The organism is Streptomyces sp. NBC_00271 (genome assembly GCF_036178845.1).
GTDB lineage: Bacteria > Actinomycetota > Actinomycetes > Streptomycetales > Streptomycetaceae > Streptomyces.
Window position 1 is genome coordinate 11,522,718 of sequence record NZ_CP108070.1, and the last position, 16,775, is coordinate 11,539,492.

A 16,775-nucleotide genomic window follows, 5' to 3' on the forward strand; every position below is an offset into this window, starting at 1 on the left:
CCGGCCTCGCGGCCTGGATCAGCGGGCAGGGCCTCCTGATCAGCGGGGGGTGCACTCCAGTGACCATGCCGAAAACCCCGCGTGGACCGCGGCACACTGAACGGAGCATGACCATGGCTACGACCACGACCGACGACGCGTCTCCGACCGCCGTCGGGCCCAGATGGGCAAGCCTCGCCTCGACCGACCCGCACGCCGTCGCGTCCTTCTACCGGGCCGTGCTGGGCTGGGCCATCACGGAGACCAGCGGTCGGCTGATCGCATCCGCCGCGGGCAAGCCGGTGGCCGACATAACCACGGCCGACGGGTTCGCCGGATGGCTCATCCACTTCGACGTCGACGACCTCGACACCGCATTGACCGCCGTCTCCGAGGCCGCGGGTGCGGTCCTGCCCTCGGCCGACGGCGGCTCCGTCGAAACCGCAGTCGTGACCGACCCCAACGGAACACGGTTCGCGCTCCGCGCGCCCGCCACACGGCACCGCGAGCGGCCCGCACACGGCACCCTCGCTTGGGGCGAACTGATCACCGACGACGTCGACACGTCTGCAGCGTTTTACCGCGACGCCTTCGGGTGGGGGCTCACAGGGCCGAGTGGTTCCCTCGGCCGCCGCGAGTGGCAGACGCACGGCAGATCTTTCTCCGGGCTCCTGCCACGGCCGCCGGCCATGCCGGCCGAGACCCCCGCGTACTGGGACGTGTACTTCGCCGTCGACGACATCGAGGCCGCCGCGACGGCCTCCACCGAACACGGCGGCACCCGGCTCATGCCGCCGATGCCGATCGAGATCGGCACGATCACGGTCTTCCTCGACCCCGCGGGCGCCGTCTTCACACTCGTCCAGCTCACCACCGAGGAGGCCGCCGCGTGACCACCAGCACCCACGACAAGCGAGACAAGGCCGGCAAGGTCGGGCTCGTCACCGGCGCCGGAGCCGGTCTCGGCGAAGCGGCCGCGAGGCGACTCGCCGCGGACGGCGCGCGTATCGTCGTCGCCGACCGTGACGCGGGGGCCGCCGAACGCGTTGCCGCGGAACCCCGCGCCGCCGGACACCTCGCATCCGCGTTCGCCGCGGACGTCCGCTCGTTCGACGACACCGAGCGGCTCGTCGCTTTCACCGTCACGACCTACGGCGCCCTCGACCTTGCCTTTAACAACGCCGGCATCACGCCCGGCCTGGTCGAGGTCCACGACATCGCTCTAAACGACTGGAACGACGTCATCACCATCAACCTGACCGGCGTCTTCCACAGCATGAAGGCCGAGATCGCCCACATGCTCGAAGCCGGCGGTGGGACCATCCTCAACATGGCCTCCACCGCCGGGGTGATGGCCCACGCCGGGCGGGCCGCATACTCGGCCTCCAAGCACGGCATCGTCGGGCTCACCCGCTCTGCCGCGGTCGAATACGCGCAGCGCGGCATCCGCGTCAACGCCGTCGCACCCGGTCCGATCGACGCACCGTCGGCACAAGCACTCCCGCCGGAGGTGCGCGCCTCCATCGCCGCGAAAACCGCGATGGGCCGCGTGGGCCAGGTCGACGAGGTCGCAGGCGTGGTGAGCTTCCTGCTGTCGGACGAAGCCGCCTTCGTCACCGGCTCCGTCTACGAGGTCAACGGCGGCCAGACCCAACTCTGAACACCGCGCAGGCGGAGCACTCCTCAACAAGCTCGGCACCTACGTGCGGCCCAAAGCCCAGCGCCCCGGTCACCATCAAACGCAAGGAGCTGGTCACCCGGCTTCTGGCCGGGCGGTGCGAGGCATGCGGACGCGTCGACGAGGTGGAAGTCCACCACGACGCCAAACTCGCCGACCTCGGACGATCCGGGAACCGGCCGCCGTGGGCGGATCTCATGGCCGCACGACACTGCAAAACCCTCGTGGTCTGCGGAAGTTGTCACCGGGACATCCACGGCACAAGACCTGTGCCAGCACTCACGGAGGAGAGCTGGCGCTTTCCTTCGCTGGAGTCAGCGAGTCGCGTCCGTTCGCCCCGGACCGCGTGGTGTTGAAGACCGCGGCTAACAAAAAGGTGTTTGCCATCCTCAGCGGCCACGAGTTCCCGGACGACCAGGTGACAGTCAAGGCTGATCCCGAGCGGGTCGTTGAGTTGCTGGAACGCTTCGAGGCAGTGCACCCAGCGTACAAGCTGAACAGGCGACACTGGGTCAACATTTCGTTGGCCGGCGACGTCCCGGACGAACTGATCCAGAAGTTGATAGGGGACAGCCACGACCTGGTCGCACCATGAGCGGCGTGCATTCAGGAATTACGGGGGGACTACCTTGCCTTCAAACTCGACGAGGGCGCTCCTGCGCACGCGAAGGCCCTTGCTCTTCCCGGCTCGGAGGCTCTTCCATGCCTCCGGCAAAAATGACGGTGGACCTGTGGATCCGACAGGCGATTCGTGAGGCCGTGGGGACACCGTAGTTCTCTGTGCGGTGGCTGCTGGAGGTCACCGCCACCGCAGCCCCCGCGGACCCAGCCGTCTTCGAGGAGCAGTGGCAACTGCTGTGCTTCGTCGCCCGGGTCTACTCGGTATCGCGGATATGGCGGGCGTATGTGGGTGTTCTTGATGTTCGGGCGCTCCGTGTCCTGCAGTGTCTGTATGAGGCTGCTCAGCGTTTTGGGACCGAGGTCCGTGTACAGGCGATCGCCGCTCCCGACACGTGGAAAGGGCCCTGTTTCAGCGACTCCGAGGAGCTGGCGGACCTCGTGACGGCACGGGCTGACCACGGCCGGTTGCTGGGGCAACCCCCTCTCCTGACGTAAGGAGCGGCCATTGGGCCGACGATCGGGGTGCGAAGTGGGTCGCCCCGGTAGGCGAACCGGCCGATGTGCTGAGCGGGCGTCTTACGGCCGTTGGGGCGGTGGAACGATGGATGAACGGCGAAGCCCTGCGGCTGCGTGAGTGGCAGCTCGGTCCCGGACAGCCCACGCTTGTGCTTGAGCAGTTTTCCGCGGAGGAGTTCAATCTCATCGTGGATGATCGCGCGGACGTGCACTTCAGCTAGAAGGACGGCCGCTTTTACCTCGGCTGGTTTCCGCTCGGTCGCCCCGGCACCGACGGGGAAGCAGAGCGCGCTGACGCTGTTTGGCCGCGGCCTGCACCGGCTGGTCCGGTCGCCACTCACAGCAGGAGGTCGAAGACGGCTCGGGCGTCGTCCCAGTGCTGAGTCTGGGGGTTCTTCAGATCGGGGTGGAGGATCTTGAAGCTCTGGGCAAGGGCCAGGCTGAGTCCGCCGATGATGTCCGGATAGGCCGCCTCGGTCTCTTCGTCGGGCGTGCGGTCCAGAGCGGGGTGGGTGGCGAGCTGTTCCAGGATCGGCTTGAGTTCTACTTCCTGGTCGATCTTCTGGAAGTGGTGAATGCTCTCCTGCAGGCCTTTCGTGATCGGTAGGTCAGAGGTCCGGATGATGTCGCGCCCGTTGGCCTTGGCAGTGGCCTGGGCGACGGTCAGCAGATCGTAGAGCTTGGCGTCGACGAAGTCGCTGTAGCGTTTGAGATCGTTCTTGTCGACGTCCAGCCCCGCGGCCGCGCGGAAGAACCTTTCGAACCTGGCGATGGACATCACAGTCATGACGGCAACCTCCGGCTGCGGGCGCCGGGGTGGCTCCCGGCCCCTGGGCTTCCCATTCAGCCTGGCCGACGGGACGCGGGAACGCATGCGCATGTCGGGCCCAATTAGCCTCCCTGTATTGCCCTGCCAGGCCCAGGTGTCCGACTGCCCGGGTAGTCGGACGGGCGTGCGGATCGACAGCAGCGTGAACACCGCGTCGCGGAGCGGCCCCACGTAAAGGGTGATCCTCCAGATGTCACTGCTCATGAGGCCGAACGCCGCGGTGGCGAACACGCCAGGGGGCGCTCGGGAGAGGCCGGTGAACAGCAGCCAGGGCCGGTTGACGCGGACCAGCCTGCCTACCGCCCACCGGCTGAGGGGAGCGGCCCTCGGCGTGATCGGAGCGCTGGTCCCGGAGTCCGGCAACGCCCTGCCACCCGGGAGGATCCAGTACACCAGCGAGGCACCGCACTACGTCATCAGGCTGAGCATGGGCAGCGACAGCAGCGCGATGTGCTCCGGCGGGCCGATCATGGCGATGACGGGGCGGGTGTTGTCCCGGTAGGACAGGTCCGTCACCCTTCTTCAGTCGCTTCGCGACCTCCGTCGGCCATCCCGGATCGGCCACGAGGACGACATCGAGCTGGGGGTGAACAGGCGACGCTGGGGCGCGGTCATCGATTGCCCTGTACGCGAGGGTGCCGGTTTGTGGGTGTGGGTCGGCCCGGGGTCGCGCGGCCGACGCGACCCGGCAGGGCGTTCCGGCTAGGCTCACATCCGTGAGGTGGCTGCGGGCCTTCGGGGAGGTCGTGCGATCCGGGCTCACGATCGAGGAGGCGCGGCTGGAGCCCCTGCTCGCGCTGCGCACGGCCGCTGGGGTGGCGATCGTCATCGGGCCGGCGCTGTGGCTGGTCTCCCCTGCCTATGCCGCGTCCGCCGCCCTCGGTGCCTACTCCGCGGGTGGGGCCACCTTCCAGCGCACCTGGCGTCCACGCAAGGTGATCGCGCTCGGCGCGGGCGCGGGTCTGGCGCTCAGTACCTTCGTGGGCTACCTGGCGGCGGGACGACTCGTGACGTTCCTCCCACTGCTGGCCGTATGGGCCTTTGTCGCGGGGATGGCGTGGGCCGTCGGATCGACCGCTGGGATCGTCGCAGCGACGACGGTCGGCAGCATGCTGGTGACCATCACCCTGCCCACGAGCGTCGGGCGAGCCCTGGAGCACGCCGGGGTCATCGCGCTCGGAGGCGTGGTGCAGGCCGTGCTGATCTTGCTGTTCCCGATCCGCCGTTGGGGGGCGCATCGTGACGCGCTCGCCGACGCCCTGGCCGCCGTGGCGGACTACGCCCGCCGGCTGCGGCACGACCCGGCGGCCCCGTTCGACCCGGAGCCGTTGATGACGGCCCGGGACGCGGCCGCCGTGACGCCATCACAGGCCCGCACCCGTCCCCCCATCCTCCACGGCCCCCGGGGACTCGCCGAGCGCATTCGGCCGGTCGTCGCCGCGCTCGCCGACCCGGACGTCGGCGCCCCGGCGGAGGGACCCGGGCGGGACCGCGCGCGGGAGTTGCTCGACGCGGCCGCCGACGTCCTGGATGCGGCCGCCCGTTCGATCCGCCGCGGCACTCCCGCCGAGGTTCCACCTAGGAGCGCGGACGTCCTGCGCGTCGACGAGGAGCAGGAGGTGCTGGAGGGGCCCGCGCGGCAGGCCGCCGACCGGCTCGTGGAACTGCTCGGCGAGGCGTTGGAGATCGCCGGGAGCGGCGGCGCGCGCGGGAAGACGCCCAAGCCGCCCGGCCCCGCGGACGCCCAGTTCCTGGTGCGCCCGACTATGTTCCGGCTGGTCCCGATCGTCGTCCGGGCGGTCCGCCGTGAGCTCCGCCGGGACTCGCCCGTGTTCCGGCACGCCGTCCGCCTGGCGGCGGTGGCCACGCTCGGCTACCTGATCGCCGCCCGGCTGCCCCTGGGCCACGGCTACTGGGCGCCCATCACCTCGGTGATGGTGATGCGGCCGGACTTCCACCGGACGTACGCGCGCGCGGTGGCCCGTCTCGCCGGGACCCTGGCGGGGGTTGCGCTCGCCACCGGGATGGTGCGGGCCCTGGGCCCGGATGCCCATGTGTTCGGCGCGCTGGCGGTGGTCTCGGCGGGCCTGTCGTACACGCTGAACCGTACCGGCTACGCATACTCCCAGTGCTTCACTGCCGCATACGTCGTCTTCCTGCTCGGCATGGGCGGCCAGGCATGGGAGCAGACGGTCCCGGAGCGGGTGGTGCTCACCCTGCTCGGCGGGGCCCTGGCAATGCTGGCGTATGTGGTGTTCCCCGCATGGGAGACGCCCCGGCTGGCGGGCCGGCTTGCGGACTGGCTCGCCGCCAACGGCCGCTACGCGGCCGCGGTGCTCCGCAGCTACGCCGAACCGACCCGGGAGCATCGCGCCGACATGCGCAGGGCACTGCTGGCGAGCAGGGAGGCACGTGCCGCCTGGCGGGAGGCATACGACCGGGCAAGGCAGGAACCGGTCCGCCCCAGGGGTCTGACGTCGCGCGAGGCGGAGGAGGCGCAGGAGGCGCTCGAGGGGTTCGGCCGGGCGGCGATGCTCATGGAGAGCCATGTCCCGCGGGCCGACAGCCGTTTCGTCCCCGAGGCGGAGCGGTTCGCCGAGGCCCTGGAGGCGGACACCGCGCAGGCGGCAGTCGACGTGCGCGAGCACAGGAATCCGGACTGGAGGCGCGTGGAGGAGGCGCTCCACGCGTGGGAGGGCTCCGCCGCCGGGGACCGGAGCCCGGTGGTGCGGCGCGGGGCGGAACTGCAGAAGCAAGCCTTGGAGGACCTTGCGACGGCCGTGAGCCGCACACCTCTGGAACGGGACGTCGGCTCTGCTCGCGAGGAGCAGCGGGTGCGGGCGGCTGTGACGGGGGAAGGTACGGATCAGGACCCGCGCCCCGGGGTGGGTGACGGCGCCGGCGGCGGGGGGCGCCGCGCCTCCTGGAGCGGGAAGTAGTCTCCCGGCCGCGTTGAGCGCCGCCACACCCACACGTACGTCGCTGTCGCCATCACGAGGATCAGCCCCGCCAGGATGAGCAGTTCGATCCCCTCGACGTTCCACCGGAAGGACTTCTCCGCTTCGGCCGTCACGATGAGCACCTTGCGGATGCCGGCAATCAGGCCGACGACGAGGAACGGCTCGGCGTCAAGGGTCTGGTTCCTGATGGTGAGGCGGACGGTGTGGAGCAGCTCGGCCACGATGAACAGCACAAGGCCGTTGTCCAGGGCGGAGAGAACGACCGTCTCCTCGCGGTACGGCCCCTGGATCGACCTGATGACGTCGTGGACGACCCCGACGGTCAGGAGCCCCGCGAGCAGTACGAGGAGCGCCGCGACGACGAGGTGGATGCCGTCCTCGATGAGCTGTAGGAGGCCCTGTACCCGGCCGCCCTCGATCTTCGGGAGAATGGGTCGCACAGTCAGCGTGCTAGGGGCGCCCCGGCCCGCAGGCGCGGCGTGCTGCCGAACGGGTGGACGAGCGGATCCCTCCCTGTTGTGGCAGCTCGGGGGAAGCGGCGAGGCGCGACATCACCGAGACCTACCCGGCGGCAGGACGAGGGTGTACGGGGCGGCCCGACGCGGACACGACTCGTCCGCCGCCAGGGGCGCCGTCACGGTGTCCGCCTGCCAGCGGATGCCCCTGGCGATGCGGCGGCGTAGATCCGCCGGCAGGCGGGGGGCGAGGTCCCGGGCCATCTCGGAGGGCAGGCCCGGGTCGGCGACCAGCACGAACCGCAGGTTCCCCGAGGATGGTGGCTTCATCCCGGGCATCCGGGTTGGCCGACCGACCGCTGAGTACGTCAGTTACGTGCTCAACAGGATCACCTGGCCGGGTTCGCTTTATCTGGGTCTGATCGCTCTCGTACCGACAATGGCGTTGGTGGGCTTCGGGGCAAGCCAGAACTTCCCGTTCGGCGGAACCAGCATCCTGATCATCGTGGGTGTCGGTCTCGAGACGGTGAAGCAGATCGAGAGCCAGCTCCAGCAGCGCAATTACGAAGGGTTCCTCCGCTGATGCGAATCGTCCTCGTCGGGCCGCCGGGCGCCGGTAAGGGAACGCAAGCCGTTCGCCTCGCTGAGAAGCTGCGCGTCCCGCACATCTCCACGGGCGACCTGTTCCGAGCCAACATCAGCCAGCAGACCGAGCTGGGCAAGCTAGCGAAGTCCTACATGGACGCCGGCAACCTCGTCCCGGACGAGGTCACCATCGCCATGGTCAAGGACCGCATGGAGCAGCCGGACGCCGAGGGCGGCTTCCTGCTGGACGGCTTCCCACGCAACGTGCAGCAGGCGGAGGCGCTGGACCAGCTCCTGGAGACCGAGGGCATCAAGCTGGACGCGGTCCTGGTCCTGGAGGTCCCCGAGGACGAGGTCGTCAAGCGGATCGCCGGCCGGCGCATCTGCCGTAACGACTCCTCCCACGTGTTCCACGTGACGTACAACCCGCCGAAGACGGAGGGCGTGTGCGACGTCTGTGGCGGTGAGCTGTACCAGCGCGAAGACGACTCCGAGGAGACGGTACGTACGCGGCTGGAGGTCTACCACACGCAGACCGAGCCGATCATCGCCTACTACAAGGCGCAGGGCCTGGTCGTGACGATCTCCTCCCTGGGCCCCGTGGACAAGATCACGCAACGGGCCCTGAAAGCCCTCAAGCGCGACGACGCGTAGCTATTACGGGGTCCAAGACCTGGTATGACGCCAGGTCGCCTAGCAGTTGCTCCAAGTCAGCGATGGTGGTCGCACCGTCGCCACGGGTCCACGATCGTGGGGCCAACCACCAAAGCTATGTCGGCCTGCCTAGTGCCGCACTAGGCAACGTTCGCCCTGTCGACGACGGTGCGTAGGCGCCGGTCGTCGGCATGGTGGTTTCGCCAGATGATGTAGCGGCGGATCATGCTGCCCTGTTGCTTGTGGTCGGCGTGGTCGGTGCCGTCGAGGGGGAAGTAGCAGGGTGCGCAGGTAGTGGCAGAACTCCAGGAACTGGGTGCGCTTCTTGACCGGCTTGATGTGTCCGTAGAACTTGTCTTTGGCCAGGTCGAGTGCGGCGAACAGGTGCCGCACTCCGCCGTAGCGGTGGTAGGTGGCTCGGCGCCTGCGGCGGGGTTCGCGGTCGGGGTCCTTGTGCCTGCCGCCGCGCTCGGCCCGCTGGCGTCCGGGCACCAGGCCGTCCTGAAGATCCCTGCCCCGGCTTGGGACACCGGCCGTGGAACCCGTCGGCGACATCCGCGACGGCCCCTGGGTCGCCGAACTCGCCGGCGACTGCCTGACCGGCTGGCCGAGGGGGATGCAGCTGATCGTGCGCAAGGAACGGCCGCACCCTGGCGCCCAACTGCGCTTCACCGACGCCGACGGAATGCGGCTGACCTGCTTCGCCACCAACACCGCCGGCGAGGCGACCGCCGCCCTCGAACTGCGCCACCGGCAGCGGGCCCGGGCCGAGGACCGCATCCGCGCCGCCCGCGCCACCGGCCTGCGCAACCTCCCCTAGGCCCCTTGGGGTCAGATGAAGAGACCAATTTGTCTCCTTGGGCCATGTCGCCAGTCACCCGCTACGCGCAGCCTGTCACCGGGAGGTTTCGGTTCTCTGTCGTCTCCGCTGCCGCCGAGGATATTGCGCATGCCGACCTTGGCCACTGCCGAACCCTTCTAACGCCGTCACCGTCGTCTGGTGCATCGCAAGTGAATGCCAACGGCGACAGGCCGTCACGTACTGTGCCTCGCCGCGGCAGGACAGCCGAGCTATGAGGGCCCAGCCCCGGTTCGAAGATGGATGAGGTTCCGTTCACCGCCCTGGAGGAACCGTGACCCATATCGCAGACAAGGCGCAACCGACCAAGGCCCTGAACGGGCGGATGCTGATGGCGGCCGTGGTATCTGCAGTTAGCGGACTGCTGTACGGCTACGACACGGGCATCATCTCCGGCGGACTGCTGCAGATATCCAAGGAATTCCACATCGGGAACGACATGAAGCAGGTGATCGCCGCCGCGATCCTGCTCGGCGCCGTGATCGGCGCCCTAGCCTGCAGCCTGCTGTCCGCGCGCATCGGCCGGCACCGCACGATCCTGCTGATCTGCGTGGTGTTCATGATCGGCAGCGTGAGCAGCTCGCTCGCCCCCACCGCGGTGAGCCTGGCCCTGGCCCGGGTGGTGCTTGGCTTCGCCGTCGGCGGCGCCACCCAAACCGTGCCCATGTACATCGCCGAGCTGGCCCCCAAGGCGATCCGCGGACGGCTCGTACTCTGCTTCCAGCTCGCCATCGGCGTTGGCATCGTCATCGCGACGCTCGTGGGCGCGAGCCAGGCTGTGTCGTGGCGGGATGCGATCGGCGCGGCGGCCGTACCGGCACTGGTGATGTTTCTCCTGCAGCTGCGCCTGCCCGAGAGCCCGCGGTGGTTGGTGTCCTCAGACACGGCCGCGTCGGCGTGGACGAGGCCGTAAGGGTGCTTGAGGACATACGGCCCGATGGCTACGACATCTCCTCCGAGCTCGAGGAGTTCGTCGCCTTGGAGGGACGCCAGCAGCGGACCAGCAGACGCAACCGCGGGTGGAGCGGTCTGTGGCAGCCATGGGTGCGCCCGGCTTTGGTGGTCGGCTGCGGCATCGCCGTCTTCACCCAGCTGTCCGGCATCGAAATGATCATCTACTATGCCCCGACCATCCTGACCGACAACGGCTTCTCCAAAACGACCGCGCTATCGGTCAGCGTGGCGCTGGGCATGACCTACCTGGTGATGATGGTGGTTGGCCTGGTGATCGTCGACATGGTCGGGCGCCGTCGGTTGACCCTGGTGATGGTGCCCGGCGCGGCGGTCAGCCTGTTCGCCCTCGGAGCCTTCTTCATCACCGGCCACGCCACCCGTGACTACGTGCCAGTCATCGTCGCCTGCCTGCTGGCGTTCATGTTCTTCAACGCTGACGGGCTCCAGCTGATGGGCTGGCTGACCGGCTCCGAGATCTACCCGCTGTCGGTGCGTGCCGCCGCCACAAGCGTGCAGTCGGCCACGCTCTGGAGCACGAACCTGCTGATCACGCTGACCCTGCTGATGATGATCAGCATCTTCGGTGTGGGCCAGGTGTTCTGGATTTACGGGATGTTCAACGTCGCGGCGTGGCTGTTCGTATGGCGGCGAATGCCGGAGCTCACCGGGCACAGCCTCGAAGACATCGAGAGGCACCTGAAGAGCGGGAAGTTCCGCCCTCGCGACTTCGCCCGCGTCTCAGGCGAACCACGTGGCAAAGTGCGGCTCCGAACCGCTTGCAGAGGTCGGAACGCAGGGTCAGGGCGCGGGCCACTCCACTTGAACTTGCGATGGGGTGGTGTCACCTCGCGTCCGCCCGTCTACGCTCCCATGCCCTGGTAGCCGGCATCCGCGAGGATCTCCATGAAGGAGCCGCCGGACAGGAGTTGGGGCAGTCCCAGCTGCCGGGCCTGGGTGATGTCGGCGCAACTACCCGGCCGAACCGGGCTGCAGAACAGCACGCGCCCCTCGGCGTCCGTGAGGACCATGGACTTCACCGCGTTCTGCTTGGTCTTTCCGGAGACGAATTTGTCCCGGTCCTTGCGGCCTGCGGCCGGGCGTCGCACCCGGATCTCCGTGCCGTCGACGATCCCGGTCCGACCGTCGGCGCCCAGATACTCGACGACCTCGGCGAGAGTACACAGCCGGACGTCCGGCGCGACGGTGCATCCCCGCTGCGCGAGCAGGGGCCGCACCTCGCCGATGGCGCGTGTGATGGTGGAGCGGTCCACACCGAACCAGCAGGCCAGCACGTCATGTGTAGTGCCATGCCGCAGACTCACCAAGGTGGCCAGCAGCCGGTCGACGAAGACGAACCTGTGCTCCGCCCCGGCTCCTACAGCCCGTCGGCCGGCCGGGACGATCTGAAAGTGGAGTCGTATGTGCTCCCGGTCGGTGCTGCCACACCGTCACTGAAAGAGTTGCAGAGCGGGCAGGGAGTGCAGCAGCTGAGGGAACTCGCCGCGAAGGCGGAGCCGAGGGTGGGGCTGGCGCGGGAGACGGTGGGTCCGGCTGCCTCGTACGCGCCCATATCCCGCAGAGCCTCGGGCACGGTACAGGCCTCGGAGGCCGCGAGGTCGGCCCGGGCTGGGATCACGGCTCCGCAGCCGGCTCGGACGATGACGTTCGAGGAGTGCAAGAAGGGGCTGGGCAGCGACAAGAAATTCTTCGTGAAGTCCCGGTTCGCGGTGTGTGACGGGGCGTCGTTCCTGCAGACCTGGGTGCGCAACCGCCAGGTTGTCGGCGAGAGCGCGTCAACGTTCGTGTGGTCGGCACGATCGCGAAGAACAGCCGCACGATCGATTTCCGGTACTACTTCACCGACTTCGCGACGACCGGCACGACCGGCGCCGCGTCTATGCCGATCACGACGAAGGGCAACATCCCGCAGAGCTGGCCAGCCGGGGCGCGCTACACCCGGGGCGGGAACGCGCCGGGCACGAAGACGTTCGCGGAGCTGAAGGCGCTTCGCACGTTCCATGAGACGGTGAACGCGAAGCCGGGGCAAGGCAGCGGCAACTCGGACCTGCTCTTCTCGGTGTACGAGCCGGCCATCAGCTACACGCCTCCGGCCCCGTGGACGCTGCGCGGGGACATGGGCGGCAAGCTGTTCATGCTCGCGCCCCGATGGGATGCCGCGTCGTACCTGGCCAACTCCACGGGCGGCGGCAGCAACCCGGCGAAGAAGGGCGCGGCCACCTTCAGCTACCTCACGACGCTCGTTCTGAGCACGAAGCAGGGAGCAGAGGAACGAGCCGAGGCCGCGCACATCAGGACGGCGTTCATCAACCCGCAGGACACCAAACCGTACATGTCGGCGAAGAAGGTGCCCGGCCAGACAGTGGAGGACCCTCTGCGCCGCACGGTGAGTGCCACCCGCAGGGACAACAACCGCAAGGCGGCAGTCAAGCAATGCAGACGGTACTGGGGCGCCAACTACACCATCGGAGGCAAGGAGTGCGACGAGTACCCCTTCGCAACCACCTACGAGGGGGCCGCAGAACACGACTATGACCCCGAAGTCCGGAAATTCAACTTCTCGGTGAAGCCGATCCCGAAGGACGACAACCGGGCCGGCGGGAATCTCCTGCAAGGCTTCTACGGCAACAACCGCACCATCGACGGAGACAACGACGGCTTCATCGTGAAGATCGTCACCTGACCTGGTGCCACCAGGTGCCGGGGCGGGGCAGTGCCGGGCGCTGCCCCGTCCCACTTCGCGTGATCAGGATCCAGCGGGCCAGAACTGGACGAGATAGCGCTCGACCCCCGTGCCGGTGCCCTCACCGCCGGACAGAGCGGCAGCCTCAGCCCGGCCCGCACAGCTCACCTGGACCTGCCACGTACCGCCGGAATCGGCCAGCGTGATGACATCGTCGGCTCGGCCCAGGCCCATAGACCACACCGCCACCTGGCCGCTGGTCGATTCGAAGTCGGCTTCGGCCTGCTCGTCCCAACTGGCTGGGTCTTGTTCGGGCGGCGGGCCGTCCCACACTTCGACCGTGACGGCGGCGGTGTGGGTGTGGCCACCGCTGGTGATGTCCAGCCGTCCCCGATGAGTGCTGAGGAATGTGTCGTAGTCGAAGTCGTCAGGGAACGGCACCGGCAGGTCCGCGTCATCGGACTCCTGCAACCCGAACGCGTTGTACCCCACATCCGCATCGATGTGCTGCTTGCGGACAAGCTCTGCCATGAGCGTCCCTTCGACGTCACGCACCACTGGTCATCACCAGGGATCGTAGATCCCGTCCCGTGCCTACCGCGCCCAGACAGCCGGTCGCCCGGACGCGGTTGGCTCGCGGCCTTGATCCTCAGAGGGCGATACGCAATTTGATGTTCGGTTCGTGATTGCGGGTTGAGCGAGGTCGGCGGGTCGGGTGTCCGCGTCGGGGCTCGGGAGCCGGGCTGGGTGAACGTGTCCGCCGATCCGGAGTGAGTCTGGACGATGTGAGCCCGTCGAGTTGTTGTGGCACCATCCCCGTTGTGGATGACCCTACGCATGACGTGGATTGGTCCGGCCTCTTCCATGCCTTGGGCCCCGCAGGCGACACGCCGCGGCATCTGGCTGCTCTCCTCGGCGACGATGCGGAGGCTTTCGTCGACGGGTATTCGCACCTGTGGTCGGCGACGCTTCGTCGCGAGGGCAAGGCCTGGCCTGCGACGGCGCCCACCGCGCTGCTTGTCGCCGAGCTCCTGGACAATCCGCTGCTGGGGCCGGATGATCCCTCGTTGCCCGATGCCATGCTCGCCTATCTGTACGAGGTCGGCGTCGCCGCCGACCTCGGAGACCAGGCTGGGGAGATTCGTGCTCGGGTCAAGGACCGCGCACCGGAGCTGCGGGCCTGGACTGCTGAGTACGTGTCGACCGATGCGGATGGCAGGGCGGGGATGTGGCGGGACGGCACGGGTCTGGGTGAACTCGTCCTCGATCAGGCGGCGCTTGCCTGCTTCGACCTGGTTCCCGCGCTCCTGCGGCGAACACTGCCGTACCTCGCGTCGGAACGCGCCAGGCGCAGGACATGCGCCGCCGCAGCTGTCGGGTCGCTGGCGCGGCATCCCGTAGCCTCCGCGCAACGTCCGGAGCTGCTGAAACAGCTGACGTCGATGGTCTGGGCCGCCGATTCCTCGCACGACCTGGCGACGATTTTGATCGCCATTGGCCACCTCGACGGCGACACGCGCCCCTGGCTGGCTGACCCGCATGCAGGCGTTCGGGCCTGCGCGGCCCTGGCGCCCAACCTTGCCGGCGACGACACAGCGAACCAGCTGCTGATGGAACTGGCGCGGTCGCCGCAAGCCTTCGGCAAGTCCTTTGGCGATCTGGCACCACCCCTGCAGCTCCAGTCCAAGTCGTACCAGGACCTGCTCACAGGCCGACGCGCGAGCTGATGCCCGGTGTCCGCGACGGGGGCTTCCACCTTGATCGCGGACATTGGTTGTCATGCGGTGGTGGCCGGCGTAGTTGATCTTTGTTCGAAGGCGACCGGTGCGAGGTAGCTGATCGTGGAGTGCCTGCGCGGGTGGTTGTAGAAGCCGAGCCAGCGGAACATCGCGAGCCGTGCGGCGCGTTCGGTCGGCCTGCCATGACGGCCGGGCAGGATCTCGCGCTTCGGTGAGGCGAAGAACGACTTGGCGGCTGCGTTGTCCGCCGGGGTGCCGACCGCCCCCATGGACGGGCGGATCCCGGCCCGGTGGCAGGCGTCGGCTGGCGCCTTGGCCCCGTATTGAGCCCCGTAATCGCTGTGGAAGATGACACCGTCCACCCGGCCGCCGCGGATGCGGACGGCGGCCTGGAGCGCGTCGGTGACGAGTTCGGCCCGCATGTGATCAGCCATCGACCAGCCCAGCAGGCGACGGGAGTACACGTCGATGACGGTGGCCAGATGCAGGAACTTCCCGCCCGCGATGGGCAGGTAAGTGATGTTACCGGTCCAGGCCCGGTTGGGGACGGATGCGGTGAAGTCACGCCGCAGCAGATCGGGCACCGCCTGGGCGGCGGGGTCCGGGGTGGTCGTGCGGTGCCGGCGCTTCAGCCTCCATCCCTGGATGGCGTGTTGGCGCATCATCCGTTCGATGCGTTCCGGTTCACCACCAGGCCGTTCGCGCGGAGTTCGGCGGTGATCCGCTTGGCCCCGTACGTCTTCCCGGACTGCTCGTGGACCTTCCGTGTCCGCCGGGTGAGTGCAGCGTCCGCGGCCTGTTTCGCGGCGCGGGCCGGGGCGGTCTTCAGCCACCGGTAGAACCCGGACCTCGACAAATACAACACGGTGCACAGCCGCTTCACGCCGAAGGCGCCATGGTGGTGGGCAACGAACTCGAAGCGGCTCACCAGTTCGTCTCGCCCGCAAATTACTTGGCCGCCTGGCGCAGGATGTCGCGTTCCATCTCCAGCTCGCGCACCTGCTTGCGCAAGGCTTCGATCTCCGCGTCCTTCGCCGACTCCGCCACGGCCTCGGGCCGCGCGGCCTCGTCCGCCGCCTTGATCCACTGCCGCGGCGTCTCGTGGTTCACACCCAGTTCGGCGGCCACGCGCGAGACAGGCCGGCCCGACGAACGAGCCAACGCCACCGCGTCGGCCCGGAACTCCGCCGAGTATTTGTAGGTCCTCACCCGGGACTCCTCTTCCTGGACTCAAGATCCAGGGTCAAGGTGTCCACGATCAAGGTGGAGGGCCCGGTGACCTGTCGAGCGTGCGAAGAGTGCGCCGAGGGCATGATCACCGATGTCGTCCTCGACGAACCGTTCCGCGACTGCGAGCTGGGCACCAGGGCGCTGTCGCATCTGCGCTGCCAGCATCCCGGTGTCACCTGGCACACCACGCTTGAGAAACGTCTCAGTCGCGAGCTGCTGCAGCGGATGCGCATCCCCAAGGCAGCCGTGGGAGGGAATTGCTCCCGCCTCGGTCTGCCGTCGTTGCCTCCGCCAGCAGTTGAGCGGTACCAGCGGTACTGAGGTTGATCCCCTGAACACCGGGTTTCATGCGACAAGTGACATCGTACGTGAGGCAGGTCGGCCAACTGCCCGGCGCTCCGGCGGCCGCTGCCGACGCACGGGCGGCCGACGTCGATGCCGCATTGCTCGGGGCGTGGCGGTCACGATCACTGATTCCTGCCTGCTGGATCGGCCGGGCTTCTGCGGCGGGCCACCGTACTGCCCGTGCCGACGAGCACGCGTGGACAGCCGCTCGCCGGCGGGTGGGCTCCTGACGGCTTCGCAGACCTCCGCGCCTCTCTGGGCTCATGGCGTCAGCGGATCGTGGGGCTGGGGCGGAGTTGGGCTTTCGGCCGTTGGGCTAGGGAGCTCCTGGGTGCTGCGCGTGGCCGAGTTCGGTTACGGGTGTGCCTCCGCTGGGACGACAACTTTGCGTAACTCTCGACTGGTTTCGGCATTGCCGTCGGCACAGCCTCCGCGTACACGGTCGTCGTCATCGGTCTGCTCGCGGACCGCGCGTCCGGGCTGCCGGGTGCTTGGTGTGAGGCGGACTCCGACTACGTGCTTGCCGGAAGGCACCCTCGCTCGTACTGCGGCGACCGCAGGCCAGGGGCGGCGCTGAGGGGGCGTGTTCTGGGGGTGCCGGGCGGCAGGGCTGAGTCGACGTGCCGGGGGTATCCGAAGCAGGTCCAGGCGCGGCGTCTTGAGAAGGGAG

General features: G+C 68.5%; 17 protein-coding genes and 6 pseudogenes. 16 read left to right on the plus strand and 7 right to left on the minus strand.

Annotation, left to right across the window (positions count from 1 at the left end; all coding sequences use genetic code 11):
• Positions 1 to 113: 113 nt before the first annotated feature.
• From OG798_RS52660 to OG798_RS52685, 6 genes and pseudogenes are all read left to right on the plus strand, one after another.
• The gene (locus OG798_RS52660; protein WP_328760211.1) at positions 114 to 872 is read left to right on the plus strand and encodes a VOC family protein; all 759 of its coding nucleotides are present in this window, start codon (positions 114 to 116) and stop codon (positions 870 to 872) included.
• A complete protein-coding gene (locus tag OG798_RS52665; RefSeq protein WP_328759903.1) occupies positions 869 to 1,639 on the plus strand; it encodes an SDR family NAD(P)-dependent oxidoreductase in 771 nt (256 codons plus the stop codon). The genes OG798_RS52660 and OG798_RS52665 overlap by 4 nt, the downstream gene beginning before the upstream one ends.
• 104 nt (positions 1,640 to 1,743) lie before the next feature.
• Positions 1,744 to 2,013, plus strand: a complete 270-nt coding sequence (locus OG798_RS52670; RefSeq protein WP_328760212.1) for an HNH endonuclease — start codon at positions 1,744 to 1,746, stop codon at positions 2,011 to 2,013.
• Complete coding sequence (locus OG798_RS52675) at positions 1,896 to 2,252, plus strand: MmcQ/YjbR family DNA-binding protein (RefSeq protein WP_328760213.1); 357 nt, start codon at positions 1,896 to 1,898, stop codon at positions 2,250 to 2,252. Before OG798_RS52670 ends, OG798_RS52675 begins: the two co-directional genes overlap by 118 nt.
• Before the next feature lie 185 nt (positions 2,253 to 2,437).
• Positions 2,438 to 2,773 carry a hypothetical protein gene (locus tag OG798_RS52680; protein WP_328759904.1) on the plus strand — a complete coding sequence of 112 codons (336 nt, stop codon included), beginning with the start codon at positions 2,438 to 2,440 and terminating at the stop codon, positions 2,771 to 2,773.
• A 110-nt stretch (positions 2,774 to 2,883) separates the two neighbouring features.
• Positions 2,884 to 3,075, plus strand: a pseudogene (locus tag OG798_RS52685) (DUF317 domain-containing protein); the annotation flags it as partial.
• Between the two features lie 56 nt (positions 3,076 to 3,131).
• On the opposite strand, the gene OG798_RS52690 reads toward OG798_RS52685, so the two are convergent.
• Positions 3,132 to 3,854: a DUF1931 family protein gene (locus OG798_RS52690; RefSeq protein WP_328759905.1), complete on the minus strand. Its 723-nt coding sequence runs from the start codon at positions 3,852 to 3,854 to the stop codon at positions 3,132 to 3,134.
• 25 nt (positions 3,855 to 3,879) lie between these two features.
• Here OG798_RS52690 and OG798_RS52695 point away from each other — a divergent pair, with 25 nt between their 5' ends.
• Positions 3,880 to 4,125, plus strand: a complete 246-nt coding sequence (locus OG798_RS52695) for a hypothetical protein (protein ID WP_147474081.1) — start codon at positions 3,880 to 3,882, stop codon at positions 4,123 to 4,125.
• A 214-nt stretch (positions 4,126 to 4,339) separates the two neighbouring features.
• Positions 4,340 to 6,516: pseudogene (locus OG798_RS52700) on the plus strand (FUSC family protein).
• Here the strand turns inward: OG798_RS52700 and OG798_RS52705 are convergent.
• Together OG798_RS52705 and OG798_RS52710 are read right to left on the minus strand one after the other, a co-directional pair.
• A complete protein-coding gene (locus OG798_RS52705) occupies positions 6,490 to 7,023 on the minus strand; it encodes a phosphate-starvation-inducible PsiE family protein (protein WP_328759907.1) in 534 nt (177 codons plus the stop codon). The pseudogene OG798_RS52700 and the gene OG798_RS52705 overlap by 27 nt on opposite strands.
• 111 nt (positions 7,024 to 7,134) lie before the next feature.
• Positions 7,135 to 7,368 (minus strand): hypothetical protein, encoded by a 234-nt coding sequence (locus OG798_RS52710; protein ID WP_183127829.1) that lies wholly within the window; start codon positions 7,366 to 7,368, stop codon positions 7,135 to 7,137.
• On the opposite strand from OG798_RS52710, the pseudogene OG798_RS52715 reads away from it, so the two are divergent.
• Together OG798_RS52715 and OG798_RS52720 are read left to right on the plus strand one after the other, a co-directional pair.
• Positions 7,358 to 7,621: pseudogene (locus OG798_RS52715) on the plus strand (preprotein translocase subunit SecY); the annotation flags it as partial. The gene OG798_RS52710 and the pseudogene OG798_RS52715 overlap by 11 nt on opposite strands.
• Entirely contained in the window at positions 7,621 to 8,277 is a 657-nt protein-coding gene (locus OG798_RS52720; protein ID WP_328759908.1) for an adenylate kinase, read from the plus strand. The pseudogene OG798_RS52715 and the gene OG798_RS52720, both read left to right, overlap by 1 nt.
• A gap of 140 nt (positions 8,278 to 8,417) precedes the next feature.
• On the opposite strand, the pseudogene OG798_RS52725 reads toward OG798_RS52720, so the two are convergent.
• A pseudogene (locus tag OG798_RS52725) lies at positions 8,418 to 8,766 on the minus strand (hypothetical protein); the annotation flags it as partial.
• Positions 8,767 to 8,803: 37 nt separating this feature from the next.
• Here OG798_RS52725 and OG798_RS52730 point away from each other — a divergent pair.
• From OG798_RS52730 to OG798_RS52740, 3 genes and pseudogenes are all read left to right on the plus strand, one after another.
• Positions 8,804 to 9,094: pseudogene (locus OG798_RS52730) on the plus strand (IS1380 family transposase); the annotation flags it as partial.
• A 316-nt stretch (positions 9,095 to 9,410) separates the two neighbouring features.
• Positions 9,411 to 10,049 carry an MFS transporter gene (locus OG798_RS52735; RefSeq protein WP_220788697.1) on the plus strand — a complete coding sequence of 213 codons (639 nt, stop codon included), beginning with the start codon at positions 9,411 to 9,413 and terminating at the stop codon, positions 10,047 to 10,049.
• A gap of 2 nt (positions 10,050 to 10,051) precedes the next feature.
• Positions 10,052 to 10,972 carry an MFS transporter gene (locus tag OG798_RS52740; protein WP_328759909.1) on the plus strand — a complete coding sequence of 307 codons (921 nt, stop codon included), beginning with the start codon at positions 10,052 to 10,054 and terminating at the stop codon, positions 10,970 to 10,972.
• On the opposite strand, the gene OG798_RS52745 is transcribed toward OG798_RS52740, so the two are convergent.
• Positions 10,951 to 11,511 carry a transposase family protein gene (locus tag OG798_RS52745; protein WP_413254842.1) on the minus strand — a complete coding sequence of 187 codons (561 nt, stop codon included), beginning with the start codon at positions 11,509 to 11,511 and terminating at the stop codon, positions 10,951 to 10,953. The genes OG798_RS52740 and OG798_RS52745 overlap by 22 nt on opposite strands.
• A 383-nt stretch (positions 11,512 to 11,894) precedes the next feature.
• On the opposite strand from OG798_RS52745, the gene OG798_RS52750 reads away from it, so the two are divergent.
• Positions 11,895 to 12,791 (plus strand): NucA/NucB deoxyribonuclease domain-containing protein, encoded by an 897-nt coding sequence (locus tag OG798_RS52750; protein WP_328759911.1) that lies wholly within the window; start codon positions 11,895 to 11,897, stop codon positions 12,789 to 12,791.
• 63 nt (positions 12,792 to 12,854) lie between these two features.
• Here OG798_RS52750 and OG798_RS52755 read toward each other — a convergent pair whose 3' ends face one another.
• A complete protein-coding gene (locus OG798_RS52755; RefSeq protein ID WP_328759912.1) occupies positions 12,855 to 13,322 on the minus strand; it encodes a hypothetical protein in 468 nt (155 codons plus the stop codon).
• A gap of 290 nt (positions 13,323 to 13,612) precedes the next feature.
• Between OG798_RS52755 and OG798_RS52760 the strand changes: the two genes are divergently transcribed.
• Positions 13,613 to 14,518: a hypothetical protein gene (locus tag OG798_RS52760; protein WP_328759913.1), complete on the plus strand. Its 906-nt coding sequence runs from the start codon at positions 13,613 to 13,615 to the stop codon at positions 14,516 to 14,518.
• Positions 14,519 to 14,568: 50 nt separating this feature from the next.
• Here the strand turns inward: OG798_RS52760 and OG798_RS52765 are convergent.
• A pseudogene (locus OG798_RS52765) lies at positions 14,569 to 15,739 on the minus strand (IS3 family transposase).
• Positions 15,740 to 15,805: 66 nt separating this feature from the next.
• Here OG798_RS52765 and OG798_RS52770 point away from each other — a divergent pair.
• Positions 15,806 to 16,081: an N-acetyltransferase gene (locus tag OG798_RS52770; protein ID WP_328759914.1), complete on the plus strand. Its 276-nt coding sequence runs from the start codon at positions 15,806 to 15,808 to the stop codon at positions 16,079 to 16,081.
• Positions 16,082 to 16,775 lie beyond the last annotated feature (694 nt).

Excerpts from the sequence above, each read along its gene's own strand:
- OG798_RS52660 (WP_328760211.1), top strand. The coding sequence starts at position 114 with ATGGCTACGACCACGACCGACGACGCGTCTCCGACCGCCGTCGGGCCC.
- OG798_RS52710 (WP_183127829.1), bottom strand. The coding sequence starts at position 7,368 with ATGAAGCCACCATCCTCGGGGAACCTGCGGTTCGTGCTGGTCGCCGAC.
- OG798_RS52720 (WP_328759908.1), top strand. The coding sequence starts at position 7,621 with ATGCGAATCGTCCTCGTCGGGCCGCCGGGCGCCGGTAAGGGAACGCAA.
- OG798_RS52755 (WP_328759912.1), bottom strand. The coding sequence starts at position 13,322 with ATGGCAGAGCTTGTCCGCAAGCAGCACATCGATGCGGATGTGGGGTAC.